This is a genomic window from Streptococcus oralis subsp. oralis (assembly GCF_002096595.1).
GTDB lineage: Bacteria > Bacillota > Bacilli > Lactobacillales > Streptococcaceae > Streptococcus > Streptococcus oralis_D.
Window position 1 is genome coordinate 781,360 of sequence record NZ_NCUR01000010.1, and the last position, 24,889, is coordinate 806,248.

Consider the following 24,889-nt stretch of genomic DNA (forward strand, 5'->3'; position numbering starts at 1 on the left):
CATGATTAAGATTACTTTCCCAGATGGCGCTGTTCGTGAATTCGAATCTGGCGTTACTACTTTTGAAATTGCCCAATCTATCAGCAATTCCCTCGCTAAAAAAGCCTTGGCTGGTAAATTCAACGGCAAACTCATCGACACGACTCGTTCTATCACTGAAGATGGAAGCATCGAAATCGTGACACCTGACCACGAAGATGCCCTTCCAATCTTGCGTCACTCAGCTGCCCACTTGTTCGCCCAAGCAGCTCGTCGCCTCTTCCCAGATATTCATTTGGGTGTAGGTCCAGCTATCGAAGATGGTTTCTACTATGATACGGACAATCAGGCTGGTCAAATCTCCAACGAAGACCTTCCTCGTATCGAAGAAGAAATGCAAAAAATCGTTAAAGAAAACTTCCCTTCTATTCGTGAGGAAGTATCGAAAGATGAAGCGCGTGAAATCTTTAAGAACGACCCTTACAAGTTGGAATTGATCGAAGAACACTCTGAGGACGAAGGCGGTTTGACCATCTACCGTCAGGGTGAATACGTGGACCTTTGCCGTGGACCTCACGTCCCATCAACAGGCCGTATCCAAATCTTCCACCTTCTTCATGTAGCAGGTGCTTACTGGCGTGGAAATAGCGACAACGCGATGATGCAACGTATCTACGGTACAGCTTGGTTTGACAAGAAAGACTTGAAGAACTACCTTCAAATGCGTGAAGAGGCCAAAGAACGTGACCACCGTAAACTTGGTAAAGAGCTTGACCTCTTCATGATTTCACAAGAAGTTGGTCAAGGTTTGCCATTCTGGTTGCCAAACGGTGCGACTATCCGTCGTGAATTGGAGCGTTACATTGTCGACAAAGAATTGGCTTCTGGCTACCAACACGTTTACACTCCACCACTTGCTTCTGTAGAGCTTTACAAGACTTCTGGCCACTGGGATCATTACCAAGAAGACATGTTCCCAACTATGGACATGGGTGACGGTGAAGAATTTGTCCTTCGTCCAATGAACTGCCCACACCACATCCAAGTTTTCAAACACCATGTTCACTCCTACCGTGAGTTACCAATCCGTATCGCTGAAATCGGTATGATGCACCGTTACGAAAAATCTGGTGCCCTCACAGGTCTTCAACGTGTGCGTGAAATGTCTCTAAACGACGGTCACCTCTTTGTCACTCCAGAACAAATCCAAGAAGAATTCCAACGTGCCCTTCAGTTGATTATCGATGTTTATGAAGACTTCAACTTGACTGAATACCGCTTCCGTCTCTCTCTACGCGACCCTCAAGATACTCACAAGTACTTTGACAACGATGAGATGTGGGAAAATGCCCAAACCATGCTTCGTGCAGCACTTGATGAAATGGGTGTTGACTACTTTGAAGCTGAAGGTGAAGCAGCCTTCTACGGACCAAAATTGGATATCCAAGTGAAGACCGCCCTAGGAAAAGAAGAAACTCTTTCTACGATCCAGCTTGACTTCTTGCTTCCAGAACGTTTCGACCTCAAATATATCGGAGCTGACGGGGAAGAACACCGTCCAGTTATGATTCACCGTGGTGTAATCTCAACTATGGAACGCTTTACAGCTATCTTGATTGAGAACTACAAGGGTGCCTTCCCAACATGGCTTGCACCACACCAAGTGACCCTCATCCCCGTTTCTAACGAAAAACACGTGGACTACGCATGGGAAGTAGCTAAAAAACTCCGTGATCGTGGTGTCCGTGCAGACGTAGATGAGCGCAATGAAAAAATGCAATTCAAGATTCGTGCCTCACAAACCAGCAAAATTCCTTATCAGCTCATCGTTGGTGACAAGGAAGTAGAAAACGGAACCGTCAACGTTCGTCGCTATGGACAAAAAGAAACACAAACTGTCTCAGTTGATGATTTTGTTCAAGCTATTCTAGCTGATATCGCCAACAAATCACGCGTTGAAAAATAGAACAATCACAGTCTGAGAAACATTTTTCAGAGCCAGAAAAAGCAACAACTATTTCAGCTGTTGCTTTTTATATTTTATTTAATCTGAGCTAGTAGTGATCGGTTAAACCACCACACAAGATTTGCTTCCATGAGTTAGATAAGTTGACTATCCTCAATCCTTGTCTGCTTCATTTTCTTTTACGAGATCTTTTTGTGAATCCTTTTCAGAGAGTTTTTGATCGATATACTTGTTAATGGTTTCATAAAATTCCTTGGTCATCTCACTATCTAATTTTGTCGAATTATGGACTTGATTGACTTTTAATTGAACAGATTGAATACCGTAAGAGGCTTGTTTTTGATGGAGCGTTTCTAATTCTTCTTCTGAAATCGGATCTCCAACAACCGTCAAGACCAATTCATTGTTTCTTGACTTGTAGACTTGATTAATGACCGTGTGATTGGCGAACTCTTTTGCTATAAACTGTTTGATTCCTTCTTTTCGCGCTTGATCTATCGACAGAGTGACTGCTGAATAACTGGCTGGAAGAACCAATAATACAATCAAGGATGTCAAGCCAATTTTCATTTTAATGTTTAGCTCTTTAAATGAACTTAAGGGAGATTTTCTCATCAAAATTCTTGTTCCAACAATGTTGGCTAGCATGATAAAGACACAGTTGATCAAGAAAAGATAGAGAGCCCCAAATAAAAATCGTACATTTCCATTAGCTAAACCATAGCCTGCAGTACAGATAGGTGGCATCAGAGCTGTTGCAATGGCTACTCCTGGCACGATATTGTTTGCTTCTTTTTTCCTTGACCCAATTACACCTGCTATCCCACCAGCAATAGCAATGAGAACATCCCAAATGGTTGGAGAGGTTCGTGCAATCAATTCGCTACTTGCATAAGATAAGGGAGAAATCCAGAAATACAGAGTCGAGACAAGCAAGCTGACCAATACTTGAGTAAATAAAACCTCTAGAGATTGCTTGATTAAACGCGTATCAAAAATAGCTAAACCAAATCCCAGTCCAACAATCGGTGTCATAAGAGGGGAAATCAGCATGGCTCCAATAATGACAGCTGTTGAATTCATATTTAGACCTATAGAGGCAATAAAAATCGCACTCATCAAAATCACTATATCTCTTAATCGAACATGAAGATCATCATATAATTTCTCACGGTATTCACGTGTTGAATAATTTCCGGTCATTGGTTACTCCTTTTATTTCATACTAATCTTGTTTCTGCTTGGATGATGGTAGAGAGACTTCTTTTCAATCTTACATATTTTAATTCTCACCTGTTATCTTTTTGAAAATTATCCTTTAAGCATCCGTCAGTCTATCCTTGATATAATATCAAAAATTTTACAACCTTTCTCTGAAGAACTCAATCAATTTAAAAGATAGTGAACGGGAAAAATTCCAGTTACCTTTTTCTTTGTTCTATCCTATTTTCTCACTACATAGAAATCTAAAGAAGAGCTTGAAAGATTTCTTCCAAGTTCTTAGCATTTCTTTTTACTCAATAAGTAGGTTCACTTCCGCAAACTTAATTCGCACGGTTGTTCCTTTTCCAACTTCAGATTCAATGCGGATCTGATGCCCCAGTTCTTCTGAAATCTTTTTCGATAGATAGAGGCCGAGTCCGGACGACTGCTGGGTTAGACGGCCATTGTAACCTGAAAAGCCACGTTCAAAGACTCGGAGAACATCGCTGTTTTTAATCCCAATTCCCGTATCCTTGATACAGAGCTCCTGACCTTCCATATAAATCTCTAGCCCACCTTCCTTGGTGTATTTGAGACTGTTTGAAAGGATTTGTTCAATGACGACCAACAGCCACTTCTTATCGGTCACGATAGTTTTGTCGAGATCATGGAGATTGACCGTCAGTCCTTTTTGGATAAAGAAAAGGGCATACTTGCGAACCACTTCCTTCACCAGATCCTCCACTTGAACCTTTTCAAATACCAAGTCATCATGGAAGCTTTCCAAACGAAGATACTGCAACACCAAATTGGTATAGGAGTCAATCTTAAAGATTTCCTGTTCCAGTTGCTGCTTAACCTCCCGATCAGAGACTTCTACTACCAAGAGACGGCTTGCCGCAATGGGGGTCTTTATTTGGTGAACCCATAAGGTATAGTAATCAAGCAAATCCGTCAGCTTGCTTTGCGCTTCCGACTTCTTTTGATACAATTCAGACTCACGCTCTTCGAGTTTTTCTGCTAGCGCACATTCCAGAGGAGACTTGGGGTCTCTCTCAGCATAGAGTATTTCCTGCCGGTAAACCTGAGCTTCTGCAAAAATATCCCAAGCCAAAAATAAGAAGGTCAAAAAACTACTGAGCAGAAAGAAATAAAGAAAATAAGTTCCTAGACTAGCAAATAAAAACTGAAAGAGAAGGACGAGAAAGCCTAATGAAAAAATATAGGTAAAAACGCGACTGCGAGAACGCAGATAGGCTAGAAAAAATGATTTCCAATCAAGCATGTTTCAGTCCGTATCCTATTCCTTTCTTGGTTTCAATAAAGCCTACTAAGCCTTGCTCCTCCAACTTTTTGCGCAAACGAGCAACGTTGACAGACAAGGTGTTATCATCGATGAAAAAGTCGCTATTCCAGAGTTCCCGCATCAAGTCATCACGCGCTACGATATTGCCAGCATGTTCAAACAGCACCCGCAAAATTTGAAATTCATTCTTGGTCAAACTCAGAACTTCACCCTGATAGTGCAGGTCCATAGACTTGGTATTGAGGATCACACCTGCATACTCTAGCAAACTTTCATCCCGCCCAAACTCATAGGAACGGCGCAACAAGCCCTGAACCTTGGCAAGGAGCACCTGCTGGTCAAAAGGCTTGGTCACAAAGTCGTCCGCTCCCATATTGATCGCCATGACAATATCCATAGCCTGATCTCTCGAAGACAGAAACATGATGGGCACCTTGGAAATTTTACGAATCTCCTGGCACCAGTGATAACCATTAAAAAGAGGCAGACCAATATCCATGAGGACCAGATGAGGCTCCGACTGGACAAATAAACTCAACACTTCCATAAAGTCTTCTACCAAAACAACTTCAAAGCCCCACTCAGAGAGCAGTTTTCCAACTTGTTGTCGAATGACTTGATCATCTTCTACTAGTAAAATCTTGTGCATGCGCTCCTCCTTTGCTATTTCTCAAAGTATCAAAACCCTTCATATCAGATTTACGGATCAGTATCTCATACTGTTTAGCAGCCTATTTCCCAAATCCAGATCAGTAAACAGATGCTATATAGAGAACATTCCCACTGATATCATACCTTATTTTTAACTATAGTTCCAGCCTTATCCTATATTTTCCTTTTTGTGCTCATTTAGTTAGCGTTTCTTTAACTTATTTAATAGATCTAGCCTTCTTATTGACAAGCTAGCCATGATTTGTTAGAATATGAATGAACGAGTAAATTAATTCATTCATGAAACAAAGGAGGTTAAATCATATTGGACAAAAAACAATCTTTAAAGAGAGCAGCCTATGAAGTTTTTTCGAAAAAAGGTTACAAGGCAACAGGAATTTCAGAAATTGCTAGGCAAGCTGGTGTTGCAGTTGGTTCTTTTTATAACTATTACGAGAGTAAAGAAGCCATTTTTCTAGACATCTATATAGATGAAAACAACCGTGTTCGCCAAGCTATGATCGAAGAACTGGATTGGGAAATTGACATGATCGACCTCATTGGTCAACTATTTGCTCAGTCCAGAACTCTCGTTTCTTCCAATAAAATCCTTGCAGAATGGTACAATCCTGCCATCGCAGATGAGTTGCACAGCTACTATTCCTCGGAAGAAGGTAAAGTCGCAAATCCTTTTCATCAGTTTCTAGTTAAAACTTTTACAAATCGTATGCAGGCTGAAGGGTACTCGCCAGAAAAGATTCAAGATATTTTACAGGTTTATAATCTGTTTTACTATATGGATATGCATATCACGGAAAAAGATTTTCCAGATATTGGCAAAACTGTTGAAATACTTGCAACCAACTTCATTAAAGGAGTTCTAAAATAAAGAATGGATTTCTTTATTTTTTGAAAAGATATGAATGAATTTGTTTTTAGTTCATTCATAAAATTGAGAACAGGAGTCATAAAAAATGAAAAGAGGTAAAAAAATGTTTATTATCATTCTATCAACACTTGGAGTCTTAGGCCTTATAACTTGGGGTGCCATCGCTTATTTTGGACGAAGCCAGACATTATCGATAAAATCCATCGAAAACCCCAGCGGAGATTTGTATTTAATTCATATCACAAAGCCGAGTCATCAAACCTGGAAAGCGGGGGCTTATGCTAAGTTTACACTCCCTGATACCTCGTCTACTGCTAAAAAATATGAAGCTAAGGGAGAGCAAACCAGTCGATGGTTAACCATTGCCTCCACACCTGATGAAGATGAAATTCTCATTTTGACTCATAATAGTGGTAGCAACTTTAAGAACACCTTGACACATTTACCATCTGGCAGTGAGATTGAGATGAGTTGGCTGGATTCCTCTTTGACTGTTAAAGATACGAATCAGCCACTAGTTTGCTTTGCATCTGATGTTGGTATTTCTGCTCTACGCCCCCTTATCAAAGAATGGTCTGGTAAAGCTCCAATTATTCTCAACCATTTTGACAAAGGAGTTACTATTTTCGATAATGAGATGAAAGAACTGGCTCAAAAAACACCGAATTTTACTTATAAAACGAGCGATGAACTTTCTCAAAGTCAAGCATTTTTAAAACGTGCTATTGATGAATACGGCAATCAAGCCAGCTATCTCATCACAGGTCAGCCTGATGATGTAAATGAGATGAAGAATTTTTTAAAGGAAAATGGGATTGATAGCAAAAACATACAAGTAAGCTCGTTTAGAGGTTTGAAATAGGAGCAATCTATTTTCTATGTATTTCAATCCAACCCTACTAGGTCATTCGAACAAGCCCACTAGCGAATTCTATGTAAATGTGGTAGGATAAACATAGAGAAAGGAGCTTTTATGGCCAATATTTTTGACTACCTGAATGATGTAGCATACGATTCCTTTTATGATCACCCCGTGAATGAGTTAGACGTTCTTGCCTTGACCGAATTAACCTACCTTGCTTTTGATGATGTAGTTACCCAAGAACCACAGCGTCTCATAGATCTTGCATCTCAAATCCCTAGAGAGATGACTATGCTGACCAATAAGAACCGTCTCCAGTTGTTAGATCAGCTCGCTCAACACAAACGTTTTAAAAATTGCAAGCTCTCAAACTTTATCAATGATATCGATGCTGAATTGCAAAAACAGTTTGCGGCTATGACTTATCGTATCAGTCTCGATACCTATTTGCTTGTTTTTCGTGGAACTGATGATAGTATCATTGGTTGGAAAGAAGATTTCCATATGACCTATATGAAGGAAATCCCAGCTCAAAAACATGCCCTCCAGTATTTAGAGGACTTTTTTGCTCAACATCCTAATCAAAAGGTTACTCTAGCAGGACATTCAAAAGGGGGCAATATAGCTGTCTATGCTGCCAGTCAACTTGATCCAAACTTGCAGAAAAACATTGTCGCTGTCTATACTTTTGATTCCCCTGGGCTTCACAAGGAACTAACCGAAACACCTGGCTATCAAAACATGATGGAAAGAACGAAAGTGTTTATCCCGCAAGGGTCTATCATCGGGATGATGCTGGAAATTCCGGATAAAAAAATCGTCGTTCGCAGCACCGCCTTGGGTGGCCTTGCTCAGCACGACACCTTTAGTTGGCAGGTTGAAGACAAACACTTTGTCCAACTGGACGAGACCAATAGTGACAGCCAGCAAGTCGATACAACCTTCAAGGAATGGGTTGAGACGGTCCCTGATACTGAACTGCAGCTCTACTTTGACCTCTTTTTTGGAATCATTCTCGATGCAGGCATCTCTTCTATCAACGACCTCTCTTCCTTCAAGGTCATTGAACACGTTCACCATCTCTTTGTCCAAGCTCAATCCCTCACTCCCGAAGAAAGAGAAACCATGGGACGACTAACCCAACTCTTGATTGACACCCGCTACCAAGCTTGGAAAAATCGTTAAAATAAGAAAGTCAATGAATCACCGATTCGTTGGCTTTTTTAGAAAAAAGGGTCAGAAAAGTTAGCCTAAATCACAAACCTTGACGACAGATTCTTTTTTTGTTAAAATGTAACAAATTTTATTACATCCAATATAAGATAAATCCATGAAAGGACTTCTACTATGAAATCATTAAAAGGTATTTTATTTATCGGACTTAGTATGCTTCTGACCATTCTAGCTTGGCTCAGTTCAGGTGCTAGTCAGTTTCTAATCCCTGGTTTAGCTCTCACTACCCTCTCACTTACTTTTATGCTAGCTAGCCGTTTACCCTTGCTGGAGGCTTGGTTCAACGGACTTGAAAAGATGTATCTAGCTCATAAGTTCACCGCTTTTCTATCCATTCTCCTACTAACCCTACACAACTTTAGCATGGGCGGTCTCTGGGGTTCGCATTTGGCCGCACAGTTTGGAAATATCGCTATCTATATCTTTATCAGTATCATTCTGGTTGCTTATCTGGGACAGTACATCCAGTATGAAGCATGGAGATGGATTCATCGATTGGTTTATCTAGCCTATATCTTTGGTCTCTTTCATGTTTTGATGATTATGGGAAATCGCCTCCTCTCCTTTAGTTTCCTAGGTCTTATCTTTGGAATCTATGCTATTTTAGGTTTGCTTGCAGGTTTTTATATTATTTTCCTTTATCAAAAGGTCGGTTTCACCTATCTTGGAAAAATCGTAGGAATCAAATACCTCAACCACGATACAACTGAAATTGAAATCGAACTTAGTCATCCTTTCACCTACGAATATGGACAATTTGCCTTTCTAAAAATTTTCCAAAAAGGTTTTGAGACTGCTCCACACCCTTTCTCCATCTCTGGAGGACAAGGACGAACTCTTTATTTTACGATAAAAAACTCCGGTGACCACACCAAGAATATCTATGACAATCTTCAAGTTGGTAGCAAGGTTGCAGTTGATCGCGCCTATGGGCATATGACTATGGAACATGGTCCAAAACAGCAAATCTGGATCGCAGGTGGAATTGGAATGACACCTTTCATCTCTTATATCCGGGAGCATCCTATCCTAGACAGGAACGTTCGTTTCTACTATAGTTTCCGTGGGGAGGAAAATGCTGTCTACTTAGATTTACTTCGTGACTACGCCCGTCAAAATGCTAACTTTGACCTGCAGCTAGTCTATGGCAATGAAAAAGGATACCTGACTTTGGATCAAGAAGAAATCCCTGACCAGACTACAGTCTATATGTGTGGACCTCTTCCTATGATGAAGGCCCTTGCCAAGCAAATTAAGAAAAAGAATCCCAAAGCAAAACTCATTTACGAAGGTTTCAAGTTTAAATAAGATCATTGTCCCTCTAACACAAAAGAGGGACTTTCTTTTCACTTTATTTCCCTCTTCTGTGCTATACTTAGTTTAGTACATTCTTTGAGATTGGAGCCAGTATGAAAATCCATAAAACCGTGAATCCCGTTGCCTATGAAAACACTTATTACCTGGAAGGGGACCAACACCTGATTGTGGTTGACCCAGGTAGTCATTGGGAAGCTATCCGCAAGACTATCGAGAAAATCAACAAACCAGTCTGTGCGATTCTTCTGACCCACACCCACTACGACCATATTATGAGTTTGGACTTGGTTCGTGAAACTTTTGAAAATCCCCCAGTTTATGTAGCAGAGAGTGAAGCTAGCTGGCTTTATACACCTGTAGATAATCTCTCTGGTCTCCCTCGTCATGATGATATGGCAGATGTGGTCGCAAAACCCGCAGAACACACCTTTGTCTTTCACGAGGAATACCAGCTTGAGGAATTTCGTTTTACAGTTCTACCTACCCCAGGGCACTCTATCGGCGGCGTTTCTATCGTCTTTCATGATGCCCATCTAGTCTTGACTGGAGATGCTCTATTCCGTGAAACCATCGGACGAACAGACCTTCCTACCGGTAGCACGGAACAACTCCTCCATAGCATTCAGACGCAACTCTTCACACTTCCTAACTACGATGTCTATCCTGGGCATGGTCCAGCTACGACTATCGCTCACGAGAAGACCTTTAATCCCTTTTTCTAGCAAACAAAAAACCAAGGAAAAATTCCTTGGTTTTTGTCTTACCAAATAATCACACGGTCCTCTGGTGAACGCCACATGCCGTCGCCTTCTTTGACATCGTATGTTGTAAAGAAGTCATCGAAGTTTGGCACTTGCACATTGACACGGAGTTTGGCAGGCGCGTGCACATCGACACTGGCCATAAGTTTCATCAATTCTGGACGGCCTTTCATGCGCCAGATACGAGCAAAGTTGTGGAAAAATTCTTCAGCTGAGAAGTCTGGTTCTCTCTTAGCAGCTTCAAGGGCTGCAGCAATTCCTCCCAAGTCAGCAACGTTTTCAGACACGGTTAGTTTCCCGTTGATTCTTGCACCGTAAGATTCTTGCCCATCAAACTGGTCGATAACTTTTTGTGTTTTTTCTTTGAAAGCAGTATAGTCACTCTCTGTCCACCAATCCTTGAGGCTACCATTTTCATCAAAGGACGCACCATTTGTGTCAAAGGCATGAGAAATCTCGTGAGCAATAACAGCACCAATACCACCGTAGTTGGCTGAAGACGACTGGTGCAAGTCATAGAATGGAGCCTGTAAAATAGCCGCTGGGAAGACAATCAAGTTCTTCTGAGGATTATAGTAGGCATTGACCATATGAGCAGGCATGCCCCACTCCTTGTAGTCAACCGGTTGGTTCCACTTACTCCAGCTGTGCTTGATTTCCACACGCGCAAAGGCTAGGGCATTCTCAAAGAGACTGGCAGTTTCATCCACTACCTTGTCCTTGTAGCGGGCTGGCAATTCCTCTGGATAACCGATATAAGGCTTGATGACATTAAGTTTGACAATGGCCTTGTCACGCGTTTCAGGCGTGAGCCAGTCATTCTTAGCCAAACGTTCCTTATAAACGTCAATCATAGTCGCTACTTTTTTCTCTACGTCTGCCTTAGCTTCTGGAGAGAATTTTTCATGCGCGTACCAGAGACCAAGGGCTTGCTTAAAGGGACCTTGGGCCAAATGATAAGCTGCCTTGACCTTGTCCTGAGCTTCTGGCACACCTGAAAGGGCACGTCCATAGGCACCTGACAAGACACGAATCTCATCTGTCAAATAACTGGTTGAAAGATTCACCACTGCCAAAATCAAGGTTGCTTTGAGTAGAGGCCAAGCTTCCTCACTATAAAACTGATCTGCTGCTTGCCAGAAACGTTCCTCATCTACGATAACCTTGTCAGGAACTTGCCCAAGAACAGCTTGGAAGAAGTCATCCAAAGGTAGGGCAGGAGCAAATTTTTTGAATTCTTCATAAGCGTATGGATGGTAGAGTTTGGCATATTCTGAACTTTCTTCGTTAGAAAGCACCACAGCTGCGATACGACGGTCCAATTCCAATCTCTTCTCTAGTAAGTCTGCGATTTCCTCGTCTGAGAAATCATAGGCTTTGAGAAGATTCGTTGTACTTTCCTTCCAAAGAGTCAAGAGCTCCTCACGTTGAGGATGGTCTTCAGCATAGTAGGTTGTATCTGGCAAGATTGTTCCTGGAGCACTGGCCCAAAGAACATTGGTTCTGGCATCCATAAAGTCTGGCGATACACCAAATGGAAGGAAGTTTGGTTTACCAGCTAGTTCGAACTCTGCCAGTTTGCTGGTAAAATCTGCAAAACTCTCCAAATCCTGATATTCCTTGAGCAGAGGAAGGACGGGCTTGATCCCATCTGCTTCTCTCTTATCAAAATCGCGTACCATGCGATGGTACTTAACAAAGTTTGCGAGGATAGCATCCTCTGGGACATCCTCTCCTGCCAACCACTTGTCCGTTGTTGCCAGCATCAACTCTTCAATTTCCTCATCAAGGTCAATAAAACCACCTGTTCGAGATTTATCAGCTGGAATGACAGCTGTTTTTTCCCATTCGCCATTAATAGCATCATAAAAATCATCTTGATAACGTGTCATCTTGTTCTCGCTTTCATTTTTCACTTATTCTTAGCTTAGCAAAAAACACTTGGGAATGCAATTAAAAATGGTTTCTCTTTTTTCTTCGTTTTTCAGTTATTATTTTAAATTTTTCAAAAATTAACTTGACTTAATTTTTTTTTTAAGGTATATTAAAAGGCAGGAGGAATACAACTGTATGATACGTATCGAAAACCTCAGTGTCTCCTACAAAGAAACGTTGGCACTAAAGGATATTTCACTAGTGCTCCAAGGACCAACGATTACCGGAATTATTGGTCCAAATGGTGCTGGAAAATCAACTTTATTAAAAGGTATGTTGGGAATTATCCCACATGAAGGTCAGGCCTTTCTCGACGACAAAGAAGTCAAGAAATCTTTACATCGAGTTGCCTATGTCGAGCAAAAAATCCATATCGACTACAATTTCCCTATCAAGGTCAAGGAATGTGTCTCACTGGGACTCTATCCATCTATCCCGCTTTTTCACACTTTAAAGGCCAGCCACTGGAAAAAAGTGGCAGAGGCTCTTGAAATCGTTGGACTTTCAGACTATGCTGATCGCCAAATCAGCCAGCTCTCAGGAGGACAATTCCAACGTGTGTTGATTGCCCGCTGCCTTGTGCAGGAAGCTGACTACATCTTTTTAGATGAGCCTTTTGTCGGGATTGACTCGGTTAGTGAAGAGATTATCATGAACACGCTGAGAGACCTAAAAAAATCTGGTAAAACAGTTCTCATCGTCCATCATGACCTCAGCAAAGTCCCCCATTATTTCGACCAAGTTTTGCTTCTCAATCGAGAATTAATAGACCTTGGTCCGACTATAGAAACCTTTACCGAAGCCAATCTTAAAAAGGCCTACGGTAGCAAACTCTTTTTCAATGGAGGTGACCTATGATAGCAGAATTTATCAATGGATTGCAAAATTTCCATTTCCTACAAAACGCCTTGATAACAGCTATTGTCATCGGAGTTGTTGCTGGAGCTGTGGGATGTTTTATCATCCTACGTGGGATGTCTCTCATGGGAGATGCTATCTCTCACGCAGTTTTGCCCGGCGTAGCCCTTTCCTTTATCCTGGGAATTGATTTCTTTATTGGAGCGATCATCTTTGGTTTGATGGCTTCCATCATCATTACCTACATCAAGGGAAACTCTATCATCAAGAGTGACACCGCCATTGGTATTACCTTTTCATCTTTCTTAGCCTTAGGTGTCATCTTGATTAGTGTTGCCAAGAGTTCGACAGACCTCTTCCATATCCTTTTTGGGAATATCCTCGCTGTCCAAGATACGGACATGTGGATCACCATCGGTGTTGGGGCATTGATTCTTTTGATTATCGGGATTTTCTTTAAACAACTATTGATTACATCCTTTGACGAGCTCCTGGCTAAAGCCATGGGAATGCCCGTCAATTTCTACCACTATCTGCTCATGGTGCTCTTGACCCTTGTGTCAGTCACTGCCATGCAAAGTGTTGGAACTATTCTTATCGTGGCCATGTTGATCACCCCAGCTGCGACGGCTTACCTGTATGCTAATAGCCTAAAGAGCATGATTTTTCTTTCATCAACCCTAGGGGCAACCGCTTCTGTTTTGGGACTCTTTATCGGCTATAGCTTCAATCTCGCAGCAGGATCCAGCATCGTGCTCACATCCGCCAGCTTCTTTTTAATCAGTTTCTTTATCTCTCCAAAGCAACGATACTTGAAACTAAAAAATAAAAAAATCAATAAATAAGGGGAGACCCTTTCTGGAGGAATCTAATGAAAAAATTAGGTACATTGCTTGTACTCTTTCTTTCCGTCATTGCACTTGTAGCATGTGCTAGCGGAAAAAAAGATGCTACTTCTGGTCAAAAACTAAAAGTTGTTGCTACAAACTCAATCATCGCTGATATTACCAAAAATATCGCTGGCGATAAGATTGATCTTCATAGTATCGTTCCTGTTGGTCAAGACCCACACGAGTACGAACCACTTCCTGAAGACGTAAAGAAAACTTCTGAGGCTGACCTCATTTTCTATAACGGTATCAACCTTGAAACAGGTGGCAATGCTTGGTTTACCAAATTGGTCGAAAATGCCAAGAAAACTGAAAACAAAGACTACTTTGCAGTCAGCGAAGGCGTTGATGTTATCTACCTTGAAGGCCAAAACGAGAAAGGCAAAGAAGACCCACACGCTTGGCTCAACCTTGAAAATGGGATGATTTATGCTAAAAATATCGCTAAACAGCTCATTGCCAAAGATCCTAGCAACAAGGAATTCTACGAAAAAAATCTCAAAGACTATACTGAAAAACTAGACAAACTAGACAAGGAAGCCAAAGAGAAATTTAACAATATCCCTGCTGAAAAGAAACTCATCGTAACCAGCGAAGGATGCTTCAAATACTTCTCTAAAGCCTACGGTGTCCCAAGTGCCTACATCTGGGAAATCAACACGGAAGAAGAAGGTACACCGGAACAAATCAAGACCTTGGTTGAAAAACTTCGCCAAACAAAAGTTCCATCACTCTTTGTTGAATCAAGTGTCGATGACCGTCCAATGAAGACTGTTTCACAAGACACAAACATCCCAATCTACGCACAAATCTTTACTGACTCAATTGCTGAAGAAGGCAAAGAAGGCGACAGCTACTACAGCATGATGAAATACAACCTTGACAAGATTGCTGAAGGTTTGTCTAAGTAATCCATTAAAAACGTCGTTCTCACATGAACAGGCGTTTTTTATCGCTTAATTTCCAGTCAAATCATTGGAAAAATCTGACAATTCTCGGTAAAATAAAAGAAAAAAGAATGGAGTAGTTTCATGACCACTTTTCTCGGAAATCCTGTAACCTTTACAGGTAAACAACTGCAAGTCGGAGACAAGGCACTTGACTTTTCTCTTACGACAACCGATCTCTCTAAAAAAACGCTAGCTGACTTTGAAGGAAAGAAAAAAGTCTTGAGTGTTGTCCCTTCTATCGATACTGGTATCTGCTCAACGCAAACACGTCGATTCAACCAAGAACTAGCTAACCTCGACAATACCGTCGTTCTTACTGTTTCTATGGACCTACCATTTGCCCAAGGACGCTGGTGCGGGGCTGAAGGCCTTGACAATGCCATCATGCTTTCAGACTATTTTGACCATTCTTTCGGGCGCGATTATGCCCTCTTGATCAACGAATGGCATCTCCTTGCACGTGCCGTCTTTGTTCTCGATACTGACAATGTCATCCGTTATGTAGAATACGTTGACAACATCAACACGGAACCAGACTTTGAAGCTGCTATTGCTGCAGTAAAAGAACTGGACTAAAATCAAAGCCATTAGGGCAGAAGGCTAGAGAAATCTAGCTTTTTTTGATATACTAGATGGAGAGAAAAGACAAGAGGAAACGAATGACGCCAAATAAAGAAGACTACCTAAAATGTATTTATGAAATCGGTACGGAAATGCAAAAAATCACCAATAAGGAAATTGCTGCCCGTATGCAAGTCTCTCCACCTGCCGTAACAGAGATGATCAAACGCATGAAAAGTGAAAATCTCATCCTCAAGGACAAGGAGAATGGCTATCTATTGACAGATATTGGGCTCAAACTAGTCTCCGAGCTCTATCGCAAACACCGGTTGATTGAGGTCTTTCTAGTTCACCATCTCGACTATACCAGTGACCAGATCCACGAAGAAGCCGAGGTCCTAGAGCACACTGTATCCGATCTCTTCGTAGAGAGACTGGATAAACTGCTGGGCTTCCCTAAAACCTGTCCCCACGGAGGAACCATCCCAGCCAAGGGAGAGCTCTTGGTTGAAATCAACAACTTACCACTGGCAGGTACCAAGGAAGCTGGAACCTATCTCCTGACTCGAGTTCACGATAGCTTTGACTTACTTAAATACTTAGAAAAGCATGAGATTCATATCGGTAACCAAGTCAAAGTCAAGCAGTTTGATAATTTTTCCAATACCTTTACACTGGTCAACAAAGGTGAAGACCTCCAAGTTAGTATGGATATCGCCAAACAACTCTATGTCGAAAAAATCAACTAAGCCCTTATCCTTGAAAGAAATTCCTTTCAGGGATTTTTTATTATTTTAGTTGTAAGTTCCATTCGTTTGATGTAGAATGAAGCTAGATAAAAGAGGGAGGTCTTCCTATGAAAAAGCTCTTTAGAATCCATTTTGCAGCCATTGTAGTCAGCGATTTGCTACTGTTGGTAACTTTCAGACCCCGATACGAACTTTCTTTGGAGAGAGGCCTGATTTTTTGCTTCATTTTCATCCTTGCTCAAGGACTACTGCTATTTCGCTTGGTCAATCGACTCAAAAAACAGTTCTCTGAGATTTATCCTCAGATGAACAAAAAAATTCGCTTCTACTATTTAGGAGTGCTCATCAGCGATTTTCTATTATTTGTCTTTTTAGCCATCACTGACCCTCAATATTTCTACTCTCTTACTCCAGTCTTTACTTCCTGTCATTCTACTTTATATTATATGACGGCTAGCCACCTAAGAGAAAACTATCCCGACTTTTACAACAAACACATCGCCTTCTGGGAGTGTCTATAAACAAAAACCAAGCCAACTGGGCTTGGTTTTCTTATCTATTTTTAGTATCAAGAATGATGGTAACTGGCCCATCATTTACCAGCTCCACCTGCATATCCGCTCCAAAGATGCCTGTCTGAACAGGTACTTCCTGAGCTAGCTTTTGATTGAAAAACTCATAGAAGGCAGTTGCTATATCCGGCTTGGCTGCACCTGTAAAGGCGGGACGATTGCCTTTCTTGGTATCCGCAAAGAGGGTAAACTGGGAAATAGAAAGGATTTCCCCTTCAATATCCTTGACAGACAGATTCATCTTGCCTTCTGCGTCTGAAAAAATCCGCATGTTGACGAGCTTTCTCACAGCATAGTCCAAATCTTCCTCTTGGTCCTCTGGGCCTACACCGACCAGCAATAAGAGTCCCTGATTGATCTTTCCATGAACCTGACCTTCGATACTGACTTGAGCTTTTTTAACCCGTTGGATAATGATTTTCATAATAGCCTTTCTAGTAACTGAAGGGAGAATTAGCCGTTGGTCCGTTTGACAGAGTAGACCTCTGGCACACTCTTAATCTTGTCCACGACTGTGGTCAGTGTAGAGAGGTTGGAAATACCAAAGGAGACATGGATATTAGCAAATTTCATATCCTTGGTTGGTTGAGCATTAACGGTTGAGATATTCTTAGTTGTGTTGGAGAGAACTTGCAGAACATCATTTAAGAGCCCTGTACGGTTGAGACCATAGATATCGATGTGGGCGGTGTATTCCTTGCTTGAGAATTGATCTTCCCACTCCACATCAAGGAGACGTTGCTCGTAGTTTTCTTGGGCACGGAGATTCATACAGTCCACACGGTGAATAGCTACACCGCGTCCCTTAGTAATGTAGCCGACAATGTCGTCACCCGGCACTGGATTACAACACTTAGCAATCCGCACTAAGAGACCTGAGGCACCTTCAATCACCACACCTCCCTCATGCTTGACCTTGAGGGTTTCTTTGTTTTCAACCTTAACTTCGCCACCTTTGACAAGCTCTTCTGCTTCCGCCTTGGCCTTGGCACGTTCTTCCTCGCGGCGTTCCTTTTCGGTCAAACGGTTAAAGACGGTAATAGCGCCAATTTCTCCAAAACCAATGGCTGCATAGAGAGCTTCTTCTGTCTTGTAGCTGGTCTTTTGAAGGACCTCGTCCATATGACGCTTGTCCATAAACTTATTGGCTACATAGCCGTTTTCTTGGAACTGGGCCATCAACATTTCACGGCCCTTGTTAACGGATAATTCCTTGTCTTGATTTTTAAAGAACTGACGAATCTTGTTGCGCGCCTTGCTGGTCTTGACCATGTTGAGCCAGTCACGACTCGGACCAAAGGAGTTGGGATTGGTGATAATTTCAACCTGATCCCCTGTCTTGAGCTTGGTTGTCAGCGGAACCATACGGCCATTGACCTTGGCACCAGTCGCTTTTTCACCGACTTTGGTATGGATTTCATAGGCAAAGTCAATCGGTCCTGAATCTTTTGGAAGGGAGCGAACCGCACCATCTGGAGTAAAGACGTAAATCTCCTCCGCCAGATAGTTTTCTTTAACAGAGTCCACAAATTCCTTGGCATCATCAGCCTGGTCTTGGAGCTCCATCATCTCCTTAATCCAGTTCATCCCAATAGCAGATTCCTTGCTGTTGACCTGCCCTTTAATGCCTTTCTTATAAGCCCAGTGAGCCGCAACCCCGTACTCAGCCACTTCGTGCATTTCTTTAGTACGAATCTGGAATTCAATCGGCCCTTTTGGTCCATAAACAGTTGTATGGATAGACTGGTAACCGTTGGCCTTACGATTGGCGATATAGTCTTTGAAGCGGCCTGGCATAGGTTTCCAAAGTTCATGCACATAACCCAGCATGGCATAGACATCACTCTGGGTATCTAAGATACAGCGAATGGCAATCAGGTCATAAATTTCCTCAAAGCGTTTCTTCTTATCCTGCATCTTGCGGTAGATCGAATAGATATGCTTAGGACGACCATAGATTTTCCCTTTGAGATTGCGTTCGGTAGCATAGTCCTCCAACTTGGTTACGACTTCATCGACCAGAGCCTCACGTTCTCTGCGTTTTTCCTTCATCATGTGGGTGATCTTGTAAAACTCAGTTGGATTGAGGTAACGGAAAGATAGATCTTCCAACTCCCACTTGACACTGGAAATCCCTAGACGATGAGCAAGTGGTGCGTAAATTTCCATGGTTTCTCTGGAGATACGTTCTTGCTTGTCCTTTCTCAGGTGTTTGAGAGTCCGCATATTGTGCAAACGGTCCGATAATTTAACCAAGATAACACGGATATCCTCTGACATGGCCATAAGCATCTTGCGGTGATTTTCAGCCAATTGTTCCTCGAGTGATTTGTACTCAACCTTACCAAGCTTGGTCACCCCATCAACGATAATCCGAACATCATGACCAAACTCTCTCTCTAGATCATCCAGTGTCGCATCTGTGTCTTCAACAACGTCATGCAAAAAACCACAGGCAACGGTTACGGCATCCAGCTTGAGCTTAGCCAGAATTCCTGCTACCTGAATGGGATGGATAATATAGGGCTCACCTGATTTCCGAAACTGCCCACTATGACAATCAACTGCGTAAATCAATGCTTTTTGTACAAAAGCAACGTCTTCCTTTGTTAAATATTCTCTCGTTAAAGCGACTACCTGATCGCCCGTCAAATTCACTTCTTTCGGCATCTATACTCTCCAATTCTTCCTACCATTTTATCACTTTTTTAAGGATATGAAAACTAGAAAAGCCTGTTTTTATGCCAATACCAATCATTAAAAAACACTGCCAGATTTCTCTAGCAGTGTTTTGACATTTCATTTGCTTAGTAGACTGTTTTTTCAGTTTCTACATCGAAGAAGTGTGCTTTGTTCAAGTCAAATCCAAGTTCAACTGTTGCACCTGTTTGCAAGTAGTCACGAGCATCCACTTTGGCAACAAATTCGTCTTTACCAACTTGGCAGTAAAGGTGAGATTCTGAACCAAGCAATTCTGATACTGAGATAGTAGCTTTGACAACTGATTCTGGGAATGTTTCAAGGAAAGCAGGTTCTGCATTCACATCTTCTGGACGGATACCGAAAATCAATTCTTTTCCTTCGTAGCCTTTGTCACGAAGAACTTTCAAAGCACCTTCTGGCACTTTCAAACGGAAACCGTCAGAAACAATTTCGCTACCGACCAATTTCACATTGATGAAGTTCATAGCTGGGCTTCCGATAAATCCTGCTACAAATTTGTTAACTGGGTTTTTGTAAACTTCTTGAGGGGTACCGATTTGTTCAACACGTCCGATAGTACCTGTACCAGCAGGGTTCTTAGTAGCTGACATGATAACGATACGGTCTGCCAATGTCATCGCTTCTGTTTGGTCGTGAGTTACGTAGATGGTTGTAGCACCGATACGACGGTGGATTTTCGCAATTTCAGCACGCATAGATACACGAAGTTTGGCATCCAAGTTTGACAAAGGTTCGTCCATCAAGAACACTTTTGCATCACGGACGATGGCACGACCCATGGCAACACGTTGACGTTGACCACCTGAAAGGTCAGCAGGTTTACGATCCAAGAATTCTTTCAAACCAAGGATTGCTGCCGCTTCTTGCACACGTTTGTCGATGTCTTCTTTGCTGTATTTGCGCAATTTCAAACCGAAAGCCATGTTGTCATATACAGTCATGTGTGGGTAAAGAGCGTAGTTTTGGAATACCATGGCAATGTCACGGTCTTTTGGAGCTACGTCGTTAACAACCACGCCATCGATAGATGCAGTACCTTCTGTAATGTCTTCAAGACCAGCAATCATACGAAGAGTTGTTGATTTACCACATCCTGAAGGACCTACGAAAACGATAAATTCTTTGTCTTTGATGTCCAAGTTGAAGTCTTCAACTGAATAGTGTTCGCTGTTTGGATATTTTTTGTAAATATTTTTAAGATTTAATTCTACCATCGAGGTGAACTCCTTTTGTCTTTTGATAGTTTTATTATAGATGAAAACGCTTTACATTTCTATGGCAAGGTGACCAAAAAAATAAAAAAGTTCTGTGCAACTTGCACAAAACTTTAAAGAATATCTGGTAAAATCAACTGATAACACAAGGTAAGATCCGTTAACTCCTTCAACTGAAGCCCTGTCAATTCTTCCCATTTGTCAATCTTGTATTGGAGAGAATTGCGGTGTAGATAGAGTTGCTGGGCTGTTTTAGTTAGGACAGCACTATTTTCCCAGAGAGAAAGGATAATTTCCTGAATCTGATCCTGATCCAAAATCATCTGGTGCAGACATTCTTTAATGACTCTCAGGTCCACAATCCTTTCTCCCATACTCCATAGATAGAGCTGTGAAAAGGTGTGTACACCTTGGTGACCTTGGCGCCACCAAGTCTTAAACAAATCCCGCTCCGCTTTGATCAAGTCTGATAGGGCTTGAGGGCCTGTCTGAGGCCACACCTGCCCTAACATGATCGACAGACGAAGGCCAAAGTCATACTCAACCGCTTCAATCGTATCAGATAAGATTGAGCGGACAGAGCTGTATTTATCTTGCTGGAGGACAAAAACATAATCCTGAGCCCCGACCTGTAGCACTGTCTGGCAGTTGGGAAAAAGAGTCCGCATCATGTCTAGCCAAGAGGATAGATTTTCCTGTTGGAAATAGGAAAGATGGCAATAAACCAGCTGAATCTTTTTGAAAGTTTGCGGTGCCTGCCCCTTCCCCTCGATCAGATAGGAATACCAAGGATTGAGCGAACGAGCCTGCTCCTGCTGGGTTAAAAGGGCAACCAACTGCTTTTCACGCTCGCTGAGCCCAGCTTCCTCCAGTAAAATCCACTGCTGAGAAGCTAAAGGGAGAGTAAGATAGCCTGGTTTCTCAATCGGCTGATCTGAAATCTGAGCTTCAGGAAACCAGTCTTGTAATTCCTTTGCAATCATATTCTAGCCCTCCACTTTTTGGATGCACCACGAAATCAAGGTCTCTAGACGCTCCATATTTTCAGTCAGATGGAGATAGCCCATCACTGCTTCAAAACCTGTAGACATGCGGTAAGTCACCACATCAGCATTTTTAGCCTTTGTGTGGCTATTGGTATTGCGACCACGTTTGTAGATTTCTTCTTCTTTTTCCGTCAGGACTTGCTCCTCCAACATCAGGGAAATCAGGCGAGCCTGAGCCTTGGCCGAGACATACTTGGTCGCCTCTTGGTGGAGCTTGTTGGGTTTGGTCATGCCTTTAAGGATGAGATGGCGACGGATATACATGGAATAAACTGCATCTCCCTCAAAAGCCAACGCAATCCCGTTAATGAGATTGACATCAATCACGAGACCACCTCACTCCATCCTTGGTGTCAAGGAGCTTAATTCCTTGAGCAGCCAATTGATCACGGATTTGGTCTGCTGTCGCAAAGTCACGATTGGCACGCGCTTCTTGACGTTTTTGGATCAAGGCTTCGATCTCTGCATCCAAAACTTCCTCAACAAAGACAATTCCAAAGACTTCCAACATATCTGCAAGAGCTTTCTTAACACTTGCATCATAGTTGCCAGAGTTGATCCACTTGGCCATTTCAAAGACAACTGTGATACCGTTGGCGGAGTTGAAATCCTCATCCATAGCTGCTACAAACTTGTCTTTAAAGGCTTGCAATTCTTGAGCATCTACAGTCCCAGAAAATGGTTGCTCGTAAGTGTTCTTCAGATATTTGAGATTGGTCTCGGCATCATGCACTGCTTTTTCCGTAAAGTTGATTGGTTTACGGTAATGCTGAGTGGCAAAGAAGAAACGAAGCACTTGGCCATCAAGAGTTTTGAGGGCATCGTGTACGGTGATAAAGTTGCCCAAGGACTTAGACATCTTGACGTTGTCGATATTGACAAAGCCATTATGCATCCAGTAGTTGGCGAAAGTCTTGCCTGTTTTGGCTTCTGACTGGGCAATTTCATTGGTATGATGCGGAAACTCCAGATCAGCTCCCCCACCGTGAATATCAATGGTATCGCCCAAAATCTCAGTTGACATGACCGAACACTCGATATGCCAACCCGGACGACCAGGTCCCCAAGGACTGTCCCAAGAAATCTCGCCTGGTTTTGTAGCTTTCCAAAGGGCAAAGTCTACAGGATTTTCCTTGCGAGCCGTTTCTTCATCGGTACGACCTGAAGCACCCAGCTCCAAATCTTCCAAGGTTTTGTTAGCCAACTTAGCATAGTTATGGGATTTTTCCACTCGGAAGTAAACATCTCCTTGACTCTCGTAGGCAAAGCCTTTTTCAATCAAGTCTTCCACAAAGCGGATAATGTCCGCCATAAACTCCACTACACGCGGATGGCGAGTCGCAGGTTTCACGCCTAAGGCTGTCACATCCTCACGAAAGGCAGCAATATACTTGTCCGCAACCTCCAGAGGCGTGATACCTTCTTCCTTGGCACGGTTGATAATCTTATCGTCTACATCTGTAAAATTGGAAATATAATTGACCTCAAATCCCCGATACTCAAAATAGCGACGAACTGTGTCAAAAGCTACTGTTGAGCGGGCATTGCCGACATGGATATAGTTATAAACCGTCGGACCGCAGACATACATGCGAACCTTGCCCTCTTCAATGGGCACAAATTCACGTAGGCTGCGGGTCATGGTGTCGTAAATTTTAATCATGCGGTCCACTCCCTTCTCTATTTCTGACTTTTTCGGCTGAAAACCAGCTCTGCAAATGGGCCAAATTATCTGAGGCTATCCAGTTGGTAAAAGCGCTGCCCTTCCTCTTGGGTAAAGAGGGGAACCCCCTTTCCTAGGATAAGGGGTGCTATCTGAATAATGAGGTGGTCGAAAAGATCCGCATCCAAGATGGGTCCTACTAAGGAATTACCACCAATCACAAAGACATTTTTGCCTTTGTCAATCTGGCGAACAAAGTCCACCACATCCCCAGCTACTGGCTGGTAATTGCTGACAGGCAGGTGCCTATCATGCGTAAAGACATAGTTTTCCGTAGCTTGATAAAAACTTTCTACATCTTGCAAATCTTGGATTTCCTCAAAGGTCCGCTTGCCCATGATGGTGATATCCATTTGCCTGTAAAAGTCATCATAGCCTGTATCCTCTACAGAACCAAGCTGATGCAGCCAGTCTATCCTGTGCTGGCTGTCAGCCAAGTAGCCATCCATGGTGATACAGCCGTAAAAATATACTGCCATTCTTGTAGTTACCTTTCTAGTTCCTTTGCTATTTTCAAAGCGATAGTGAAAAAAGTCATGGCATCAGCTGTCCGCTCTTCATGGCGGGCATCCCAGATTCGGTTATGATGATCCACATAGTCAGCTGTGTAGAAGAATTGATAGACCTTGCTCTTGCGAAATTGACTCCAAGCCATGATAGCTGAAGCTTCCATATCCACCACTTGTGCACCAGCAGCCAAGCGACGCTTGACCTTATCTGGCGTTTCTCGATAAAAGGCATCGGTCGTCCAAGACTTAGTGCGGATATGCTCAATATTGTGCTTGTCAAAGATGGCTTCCAGCTCGATCAGCAGAGACTCGTCATAGGTGACTTCGTCACCCGGTGGGGCATAGTGATAGCTAGTTCCTTCATCTCGCAATGCGGCTGCAGGCAGGATAATTTTATCCGCCTCAATTGAGCGGTCCAAAACGCCACAGGAACCTAAAATGATAAAATTTTTGAAGCCTCTAGCTACCAATTCCTCCAGTTGGCCAACTATCATAGGAGCCCCAATTGGAGCCAACATAACTGCTAGTTTGCTAGGACCTTGGCCATAAATATACCATGGATGATGGCCGTTTATGCTTTTCAAATAGCCCCCCGGATAGACATCTTCTGACTCAATCAAACGTTTCAGAATTTCGCCATTAAAGGACAAGATGATGGTTTCGCATACCTCTCCCTTGTCATGGACTGGCTTTTCAGTTGGCTCAATAACTGCTGCTACATCTTCAAATTCCTCTAATAGCATAACTTCTCTTTCTTTAAGGCTCCAGCAAATCCGCCTTCATTTTATTTAGACGGCGCAGCTTGGTCTCATCTTTTTTGGCTTCACTGATATAATGAGCCCATTCTCGCTGGTGGCTAGGTGGCAGTTTAATAAAGCGCTCCTTAGCAAGACCATCCAAGTGTTCTTGCAACTCAAGAACTGCCTGGTTCAAAATTGCATCTGATAAATCTGACATAGTTCTTACCTCCTGTCATACTTCACCTCGATAA

Annotated in this window: 25 protein-coding genes; 12 read left to right on the forward strand and 13 right to left on the reverse strand. The window is 42.5% G+C overall.

The window, feature by feature from the left end; all coding sequences use genetic code 11:
- Position 1: 1 nt before the first annotated feature.
- The gene (gene thrS, locus B7714_RS08245; RefSeq protein WP_084860204.1) at positions 2–1,945 is read left to right on the forward strand and encodes a threonine--tRNA ligase; all 1,944 of its coding nucleotides are present in this window, start codon (positions 2–4) and stop codon (positions 1,943–1,945) included.
- A 153-nt stretch (positions 1,946–2,098) separates the two neighbouring features.
- Here the strand turns inward: thrS and B7714_RS08250 are convergent, their stop codons facing one another.
- The 3 genes from B7714_RS08250 to B7714_RS08260 form a co-directional block, all read right to left on the reverse strand.
- The gene (locus tag B7714_RS08250) at positions 2,099–3,148 is read right to left on the reverse strand and encodes a DUF389 domain-containing protein (protein WP_084860205.1); all 1,050 of its coding nucleotides are present in this window, start codon (positions 3,146–3,148) and stop codon (positions 2,099–2,101) included.
- 310 nt (positions 3,149–3,458) lie between these two features.
- The gene (locus B7714_RS08255; RefSeq protein ID WP_084860206.1) at positions 3,459–4,433 is read right to left on the reverse strand and encodes a sensor histidine kinase; all 975 of its coding nucleotides are present in this window, start codon (positions 4,431–4,433) and stop codon (positions 3,459–3,461) included.
- The gene (locus B7714_RS08260; RefSeq protein WP_000548982.1) at positions 4,426–5,103 is read right to left on the reverse strand and encodes a response regulator transcription factor; all 678 of its coding nucleotides are present in this window, start codon (positions 5,101–5,103) and stop codon (positions 4,426–4,428) included. The genes B7714_RS08255 and B7714_RS08260 overlap by 8 nt, the downstream gene beginning before the upstream one ends.
- A gap of 321 nt (positions 5,104–5,424) precedes the next feature.
- Here B7714_RS08260 and B7714_RS08265 point away from each other — a divergent pair, with 321 nt between their 5' ends.
- The 5 genes from B7714_RS08265 (at position 5,425) to B7714_RS08285 (ending at position 10,128) form a co-directional block, all read left to right on the forward strand.
- Positions 5,425–5,994 carry a TetR/AcrR family transcriptional regulator gene (locus B7714_RS08265; RefSeq protein ID WP_033630807.1) on the forward strand — a complete coding sequence of 190 codons (570 nt, stop codon included), beginning with the start codon at positions 5,425–5,427 and terminating at the stop codon, positions 5,992–5,994.
- Between the two features lie 85 nt (positions 5,995–6,079).
- On the forward strand, positions 6,080–6,856 hold the full coding sequence (locus B7714_RS08270) for a ferredoxin reductase domain-containing protein (RefSeq protein ID WP_000820265.1): 777 nt from the start codon (positions 6,080–6,082) through the stop codon (positions 6,854–6,856).
- 111 nt (positions 6,857–6,967) lie between these two features.
- Complete coding sequence (locus B7714_RS08275) at positions 6,968–8,041, forward strand: DUF2974 domain-containing protein (protein ID WP_001273837.1); 1,074 nt, start codon at positions 6,968–6,970, stop codon at positions 8,039–8,041.
- A gap of 162 nt (positions 8,042–8,203) precedes the next feature.
- Positions 8,204–9,397, forward strand: coding sequence for a ferredoxin reductase family protein (locus B7714_RS08280; protein WP_084860207.1), 1,194 nt, complete (start codon positions 8,204–8,206; stop codon positions 9,395–9,397).
- Between the two features lie 101 nt (positions 9,398–9,498).
- Positions 9,499–10,128, forward strand: a complete 630-nt coding sequence (locus B7714_RS08285) for an MBL fold metallo-hydrolase (protein WP_070567969.1) — start codon at positions 9,499–9,501, stop codon at positions 10,126–10,128.
- Positions 10,129–10,166: 38 nt separating this feature from the next.
- Here the strand turns inward: B7714_RS08285 and B7714_RS08290 are convergent, their stop codons facing one another.
- Positions 10,167–12,059 (reverse strand): M13 family metallopeptidase, encoded by a 1,893-nt coding sequence (locus tag B7714_RS08290; protein WP_070535719.1) that lies wholly within the window; start codon positions 12,057–12,059, stop codon positions 10,167–10,169.
- Between the two features lie 178 nt (positions 12,060–12,237).
- Between B7714_RS08290 and B7714_RS08295 the strand changes: the two genes are divergently transcribed.
- From B7714_RS08295 to B7714_RS08320, 6 genes are all read left to right on the forward strand, one after another.
- Complete coding sequence (locus B7714_RS08295) at positions 12,238–12,960, forward strand: metal ABC transporter ATP-binding protein (protein ID WP_049477396.1); 723 nt, start codon at positions 12,238–12,240, stop codon at positions 12,958–12,960.
- Entirely contained in the window at positions 12,957–13,805 is an 849-nt protein-coding gene (locus B7714_RS08300) for a metal ABC transporter permease (protein ID WP_045617553.1), read from the forward strand. The genes B7714_RS08295 and B7714_RS08300 overlap by 4 nt, the downstream gene beginning before the upstream one ends.
- A 26-nt stretch (positions 13,806–13,831) precedes the next feature.
- On the forward strand, positions 13,832–14,761 hold the full coding sequence (psaA, locus tag B7714_RS08305) for a metal ABC transporter substrate-binding lipoprotein/adhesin PsaA (RefSeq protein WP_000733080.1): 930 nt from the start codon (positions 13,832–13,834) through the stop codon (positions 14,759–14,761).
- A gap of 120 nt (positions 14,762–14,881) precedes the next feature.
- A complete protein-coding gene (gene tpx, locus B7714_RS08310; protein ID WP_000206544.1) occupies positions 14,882–15,376 on the forward strand; it encodes a thiol peroxidase in 495 nt (164 codons plus the stop codon).
- A gap of 83 nt (positions 15,377–15,459) precedes the next feature.
- On the forward strand, positions 15,460–16,110 hold the full coding sequence (locus tag B7714_RS08315; RefSeq protein ID WP_000188541.1) for a metal-dependent transcriptional regulator: 651 nt from the start codon (positions 15,460–15,462) through the stop codon (positions 16,108–16,110).
- A gap of 107 nt (positions 16,111–16,217) precedes the next feature.
- Positions 16,218–16,631 carry a hypothetical protein gene (locus B7714_RS08320; RefSeq protein ID WP_000732787.1) on the forward strand — a complete coding sequence of 138 codons (414 nt, stop codon included), beginning with the start codon at positions 16,218–16,220 and terminating at the stop codon, positions 16,629–16,631.
- 31 nt (positions 16,632–16,662) lie between these two features.
- Here B7714_RS08320 and dtd read toward each other — a convergent pair whose 3' ends face one another.
- From dtd to B7714_RS08365, 9 genes are all read right to left on the reverse strand, one after another.
- Positions 16,663–17,106, reverse strand: a complete 444-nt coding sequence (dtd, locus tag B7714_RS08325; RefSeq protein WP_000691413.1) for a D-aminoacyl-tRNA deacylase — start codon at positions 17,104–17,106, stop codon at positions 16,663–16,665.
- Positions 17,107–17,135: 29 nt separating this feature from the next.
- Positions 17,136–19,352, reverse strand: a complete 2,217-nt coding sequence (locus B7714_RS08330) for a RelA/SpoT family protein (RefSeq protein WP_001123779.1) — start codon at positions 19,350–19,352, stop codon at positions 17,136–17,138.
- Between the two features lie 137 nt (positions 19,353–19,489).
- Complete coding sequence (locus tag B7714_RS08335) at positions 19,490–20,620, reverse strand: ABC transporter ATP-binding protein (RefSeq protein ID WP_000229944.1); 1,131 nt, start codon at positions 20,618–20,620, stop codon at positions 19,490–19,492.
- A 113-nt stretch (positions 20,621–20,733) separates the two neighbouring features.
- Complete coding sequence (locus B7714_RS08340) at positions 20,734–21,603, reverse strand: helix-turn-helix domain-containing protein (RefSeq protein ID WP_084860208.1); 870 nt, start codon at positions 21,601–21,603, stop codon at positions 20,734–20,736.
- Positions 21,604–21,606: 3 nt separating this feature from the next.
- Complete coding sequence (locus tag B7714_RS08345; protein ID WP_084849517.1) at positions 21,607–21,993, reverse strand: Mini-ribonuclease 3; 387 nt, start codon at positions 21,991–21,993, stop codon at positions 21,607–21,609.
- Positions 21,986–23,329, reverse strand: coding sequence for a cysteine--tRNA ligase (cysS, locus tag B7714_RS08350; RefSeq protein WP_084860209.1), 1,344 nt, complete (start codon positions 23,327–23,329; stop codon positions 21,986–21,988). Before cysS ends, B7714_RS08345 begins: the two co-directional genes overlap by 8 nt.
- A 65-nt stretch (positions 23,330–23,394) precedes the next feature.
- On the reverse strand, positions 23,395–23,868 hold the full coding sequence (locus B7714_RS08355; RefSeq protein ID WP_084860210.1) for a dihydrofolate reductase family protein: 474 nt from the start codon (positions 23,866–23,868) through the stop codon (positions 23,395–23,397).
- An 8-nt stretch (positions 23,869–23,876) separates the two neighbouring features.
- Positions 23,877–24,641, reverse strand: a complete 765-nt coding sequence (locus tag B7714_RS08360) for a nucleoside phosphorylase (protein WP_070567983.1) — start codon at positions 24,639–24,641, stop codon at positions 23,877–23,879.
- 13 nt (positions 24,642–24,654) lie between these two features.
- Positions 24,655–24,855: a YdeI/OmpD-associated family protein gene (locus B7714_RS08365; RefSeq protein ID WP_008808365.1), complete on the reverse strand. Its 201-nt coding sequence runs from the start codon at positions 24,853–24,855 to the stop codon at positions 24,655–24,657.
- Between the last annotated feature and the right edge of the window lie 34 nt (positions 24,856–24,889).

Bases quoted from the DNA above. Each gene is read 5' to 3' on its own strand.
- dtd (WP_000691413.1), bottom strand. From the start codon at position 17,106: ATGAAAATCATTATCCAACGGGTTAAAAAAGCTCAAGTCAGTATCGAA.
- psaA (WP_000733080.1), top strand. From the start codon at position 13,832: ATGAAAAAATTAGGTACATTGCTTGTACTCTTTCTTTCCGTCATTGCA.
- B7714_RS08355 (WP_084860210.1), bottom strand. From the start codon at position 23,868: ATGGCAGTATATTTTTACGGCTGTATCACCATGGATGGCTACTTGGCT.
- thrS (WP_084860204.1), top strand. From the start codon at position 2: ATGATTAAGATTACTTTCCCAGATGGCGCTGTTCGTGAATTCGAATCT.
- B7714_RS08250 (WP_084860205.1), bottom strand. From the start codon at position 3,148: ATGACCGGAAATTATTCAACACGTGAATACCGTGAGAAATTATATGAT.
- B7714_RS08315 (WP_000188541.1), top strand. From the start codon at position 15,460: ATGACGCCAAATAAAGAAGACTACCTAAAATGTATTTATGAAATCGGT.
- B7714_RS08340 (WP_084860208.1), bottom strand. From the start codon at position 21,603: ATGATTGCAAAGGAATTACAAGACTGGTTTCCTGAAGCTCAGATTTCA.
- B7714_RS08365 (WP_008808365.1), bottom strand. From the start codon at position 24,855: ATGTCAGATTTATCAGATGCAATTTTGAACCAGGCAGTTCTTGAGTTG.
- B7714_RS08335 (WP_000229944.1), bottom strand. From the start codon at position 20,620: ATGGTAGAATTAAATCTTAAAAATATTTACAAAAAATATCCAAACAGC.
- cysS (WP_084860209.1), bottom strand. From the start codon at position 23,329: ATGATTAAAATTTACGACACCATGACCCGCAGCCTACGTGAATTTGTG.
- B7714_RS08320 (WP_000732787.1), top strand. From the start codon at position 16,218: ATGAAAAAGCTCTTTAGAATCCATTTTGCAGCCATTGTAGTCAGCGAT.
- B7714_RS08285 (WP_070567969.1), top strand. From the start codon at position 9,499: ATGAAAATCCATAAAACCGTGAATCCCGTTGCCTATGAAAACACTTAT.
- B7714_RS08280 (WP_084860207.1), top strand. From the start codon at position 8,204: ATGAAATCATTAAAAGGTATTTTATTTATCGGACTTAGTATGCTTCTG.
- B7714_RS08360 (WP_070567983.1), bottom strand. From the start codon at position 24,641: ATGCTATTAGAGGAATTTGAAGATGTAGCAGCAGTTATTGAGCCAACT.
- B7714_RS08290 (WP_070535719.1), bottom strand. From the start codon at position 12,059: ATGACACGTTATCAAGATGATTTTTATGATGCTATTAATGGCGAATGG.
- B7714_RS08275 (WP_001273837.1), top strand. From the start codon at position 6,968: ATGGCCAATATTTTTGACTACCTGAATGATGTAGCATACGATTCCTTT.
- B7714_RS08330 (WP_001123779.1), bottom strand. From the start codon at position 19,352: ATGCCGAAAGAAGTGAATTTGACGGGCGATCAGGTAGTCGCTTTAACG.
- B7714_RS08300 (WP_045617553.1), top strand. From the start codon at position 12,957: ATGATAGCAGAATTTATCAATGGATTGCAAAATTTCCATTTCCTACAA.
- B7714_RS08260 (WP_000548982.1), bottom strand. From the start codon at position 5,103: ATGCACAAGATTTTACTAGTAGAAGATGATCAAGTCATTCGACAACAA.
- B7714_RS08295 (WP_049477396.1), top strand. From the start codon at position 12,238: ATGATACGTATCGAAAACCTCAGTGTCTCCTACAAAGAAACGTTGGCA.
- tpx (WP_000206544.1), top strand. From the start codon at position 14,882: ATGACCACTTTTCTCGGAAATCCTGTAACCTTTACAGGTAAACAACTG.
- B7714_RS08255 (WP_084860206.1), bottom strand. From the start codon at position 4,433: ATGCTTGATTGGAAATCATTTTTTCTAGCCTATCTGCGTTCTCGCAGT.
- B7714_RS08270 (WP_000820265.1), top strand. From the start codon at position 6,080: ATGAAAAGAGGTAAAAAAATGTTTATTATCATTCTATCAACACTTGGA.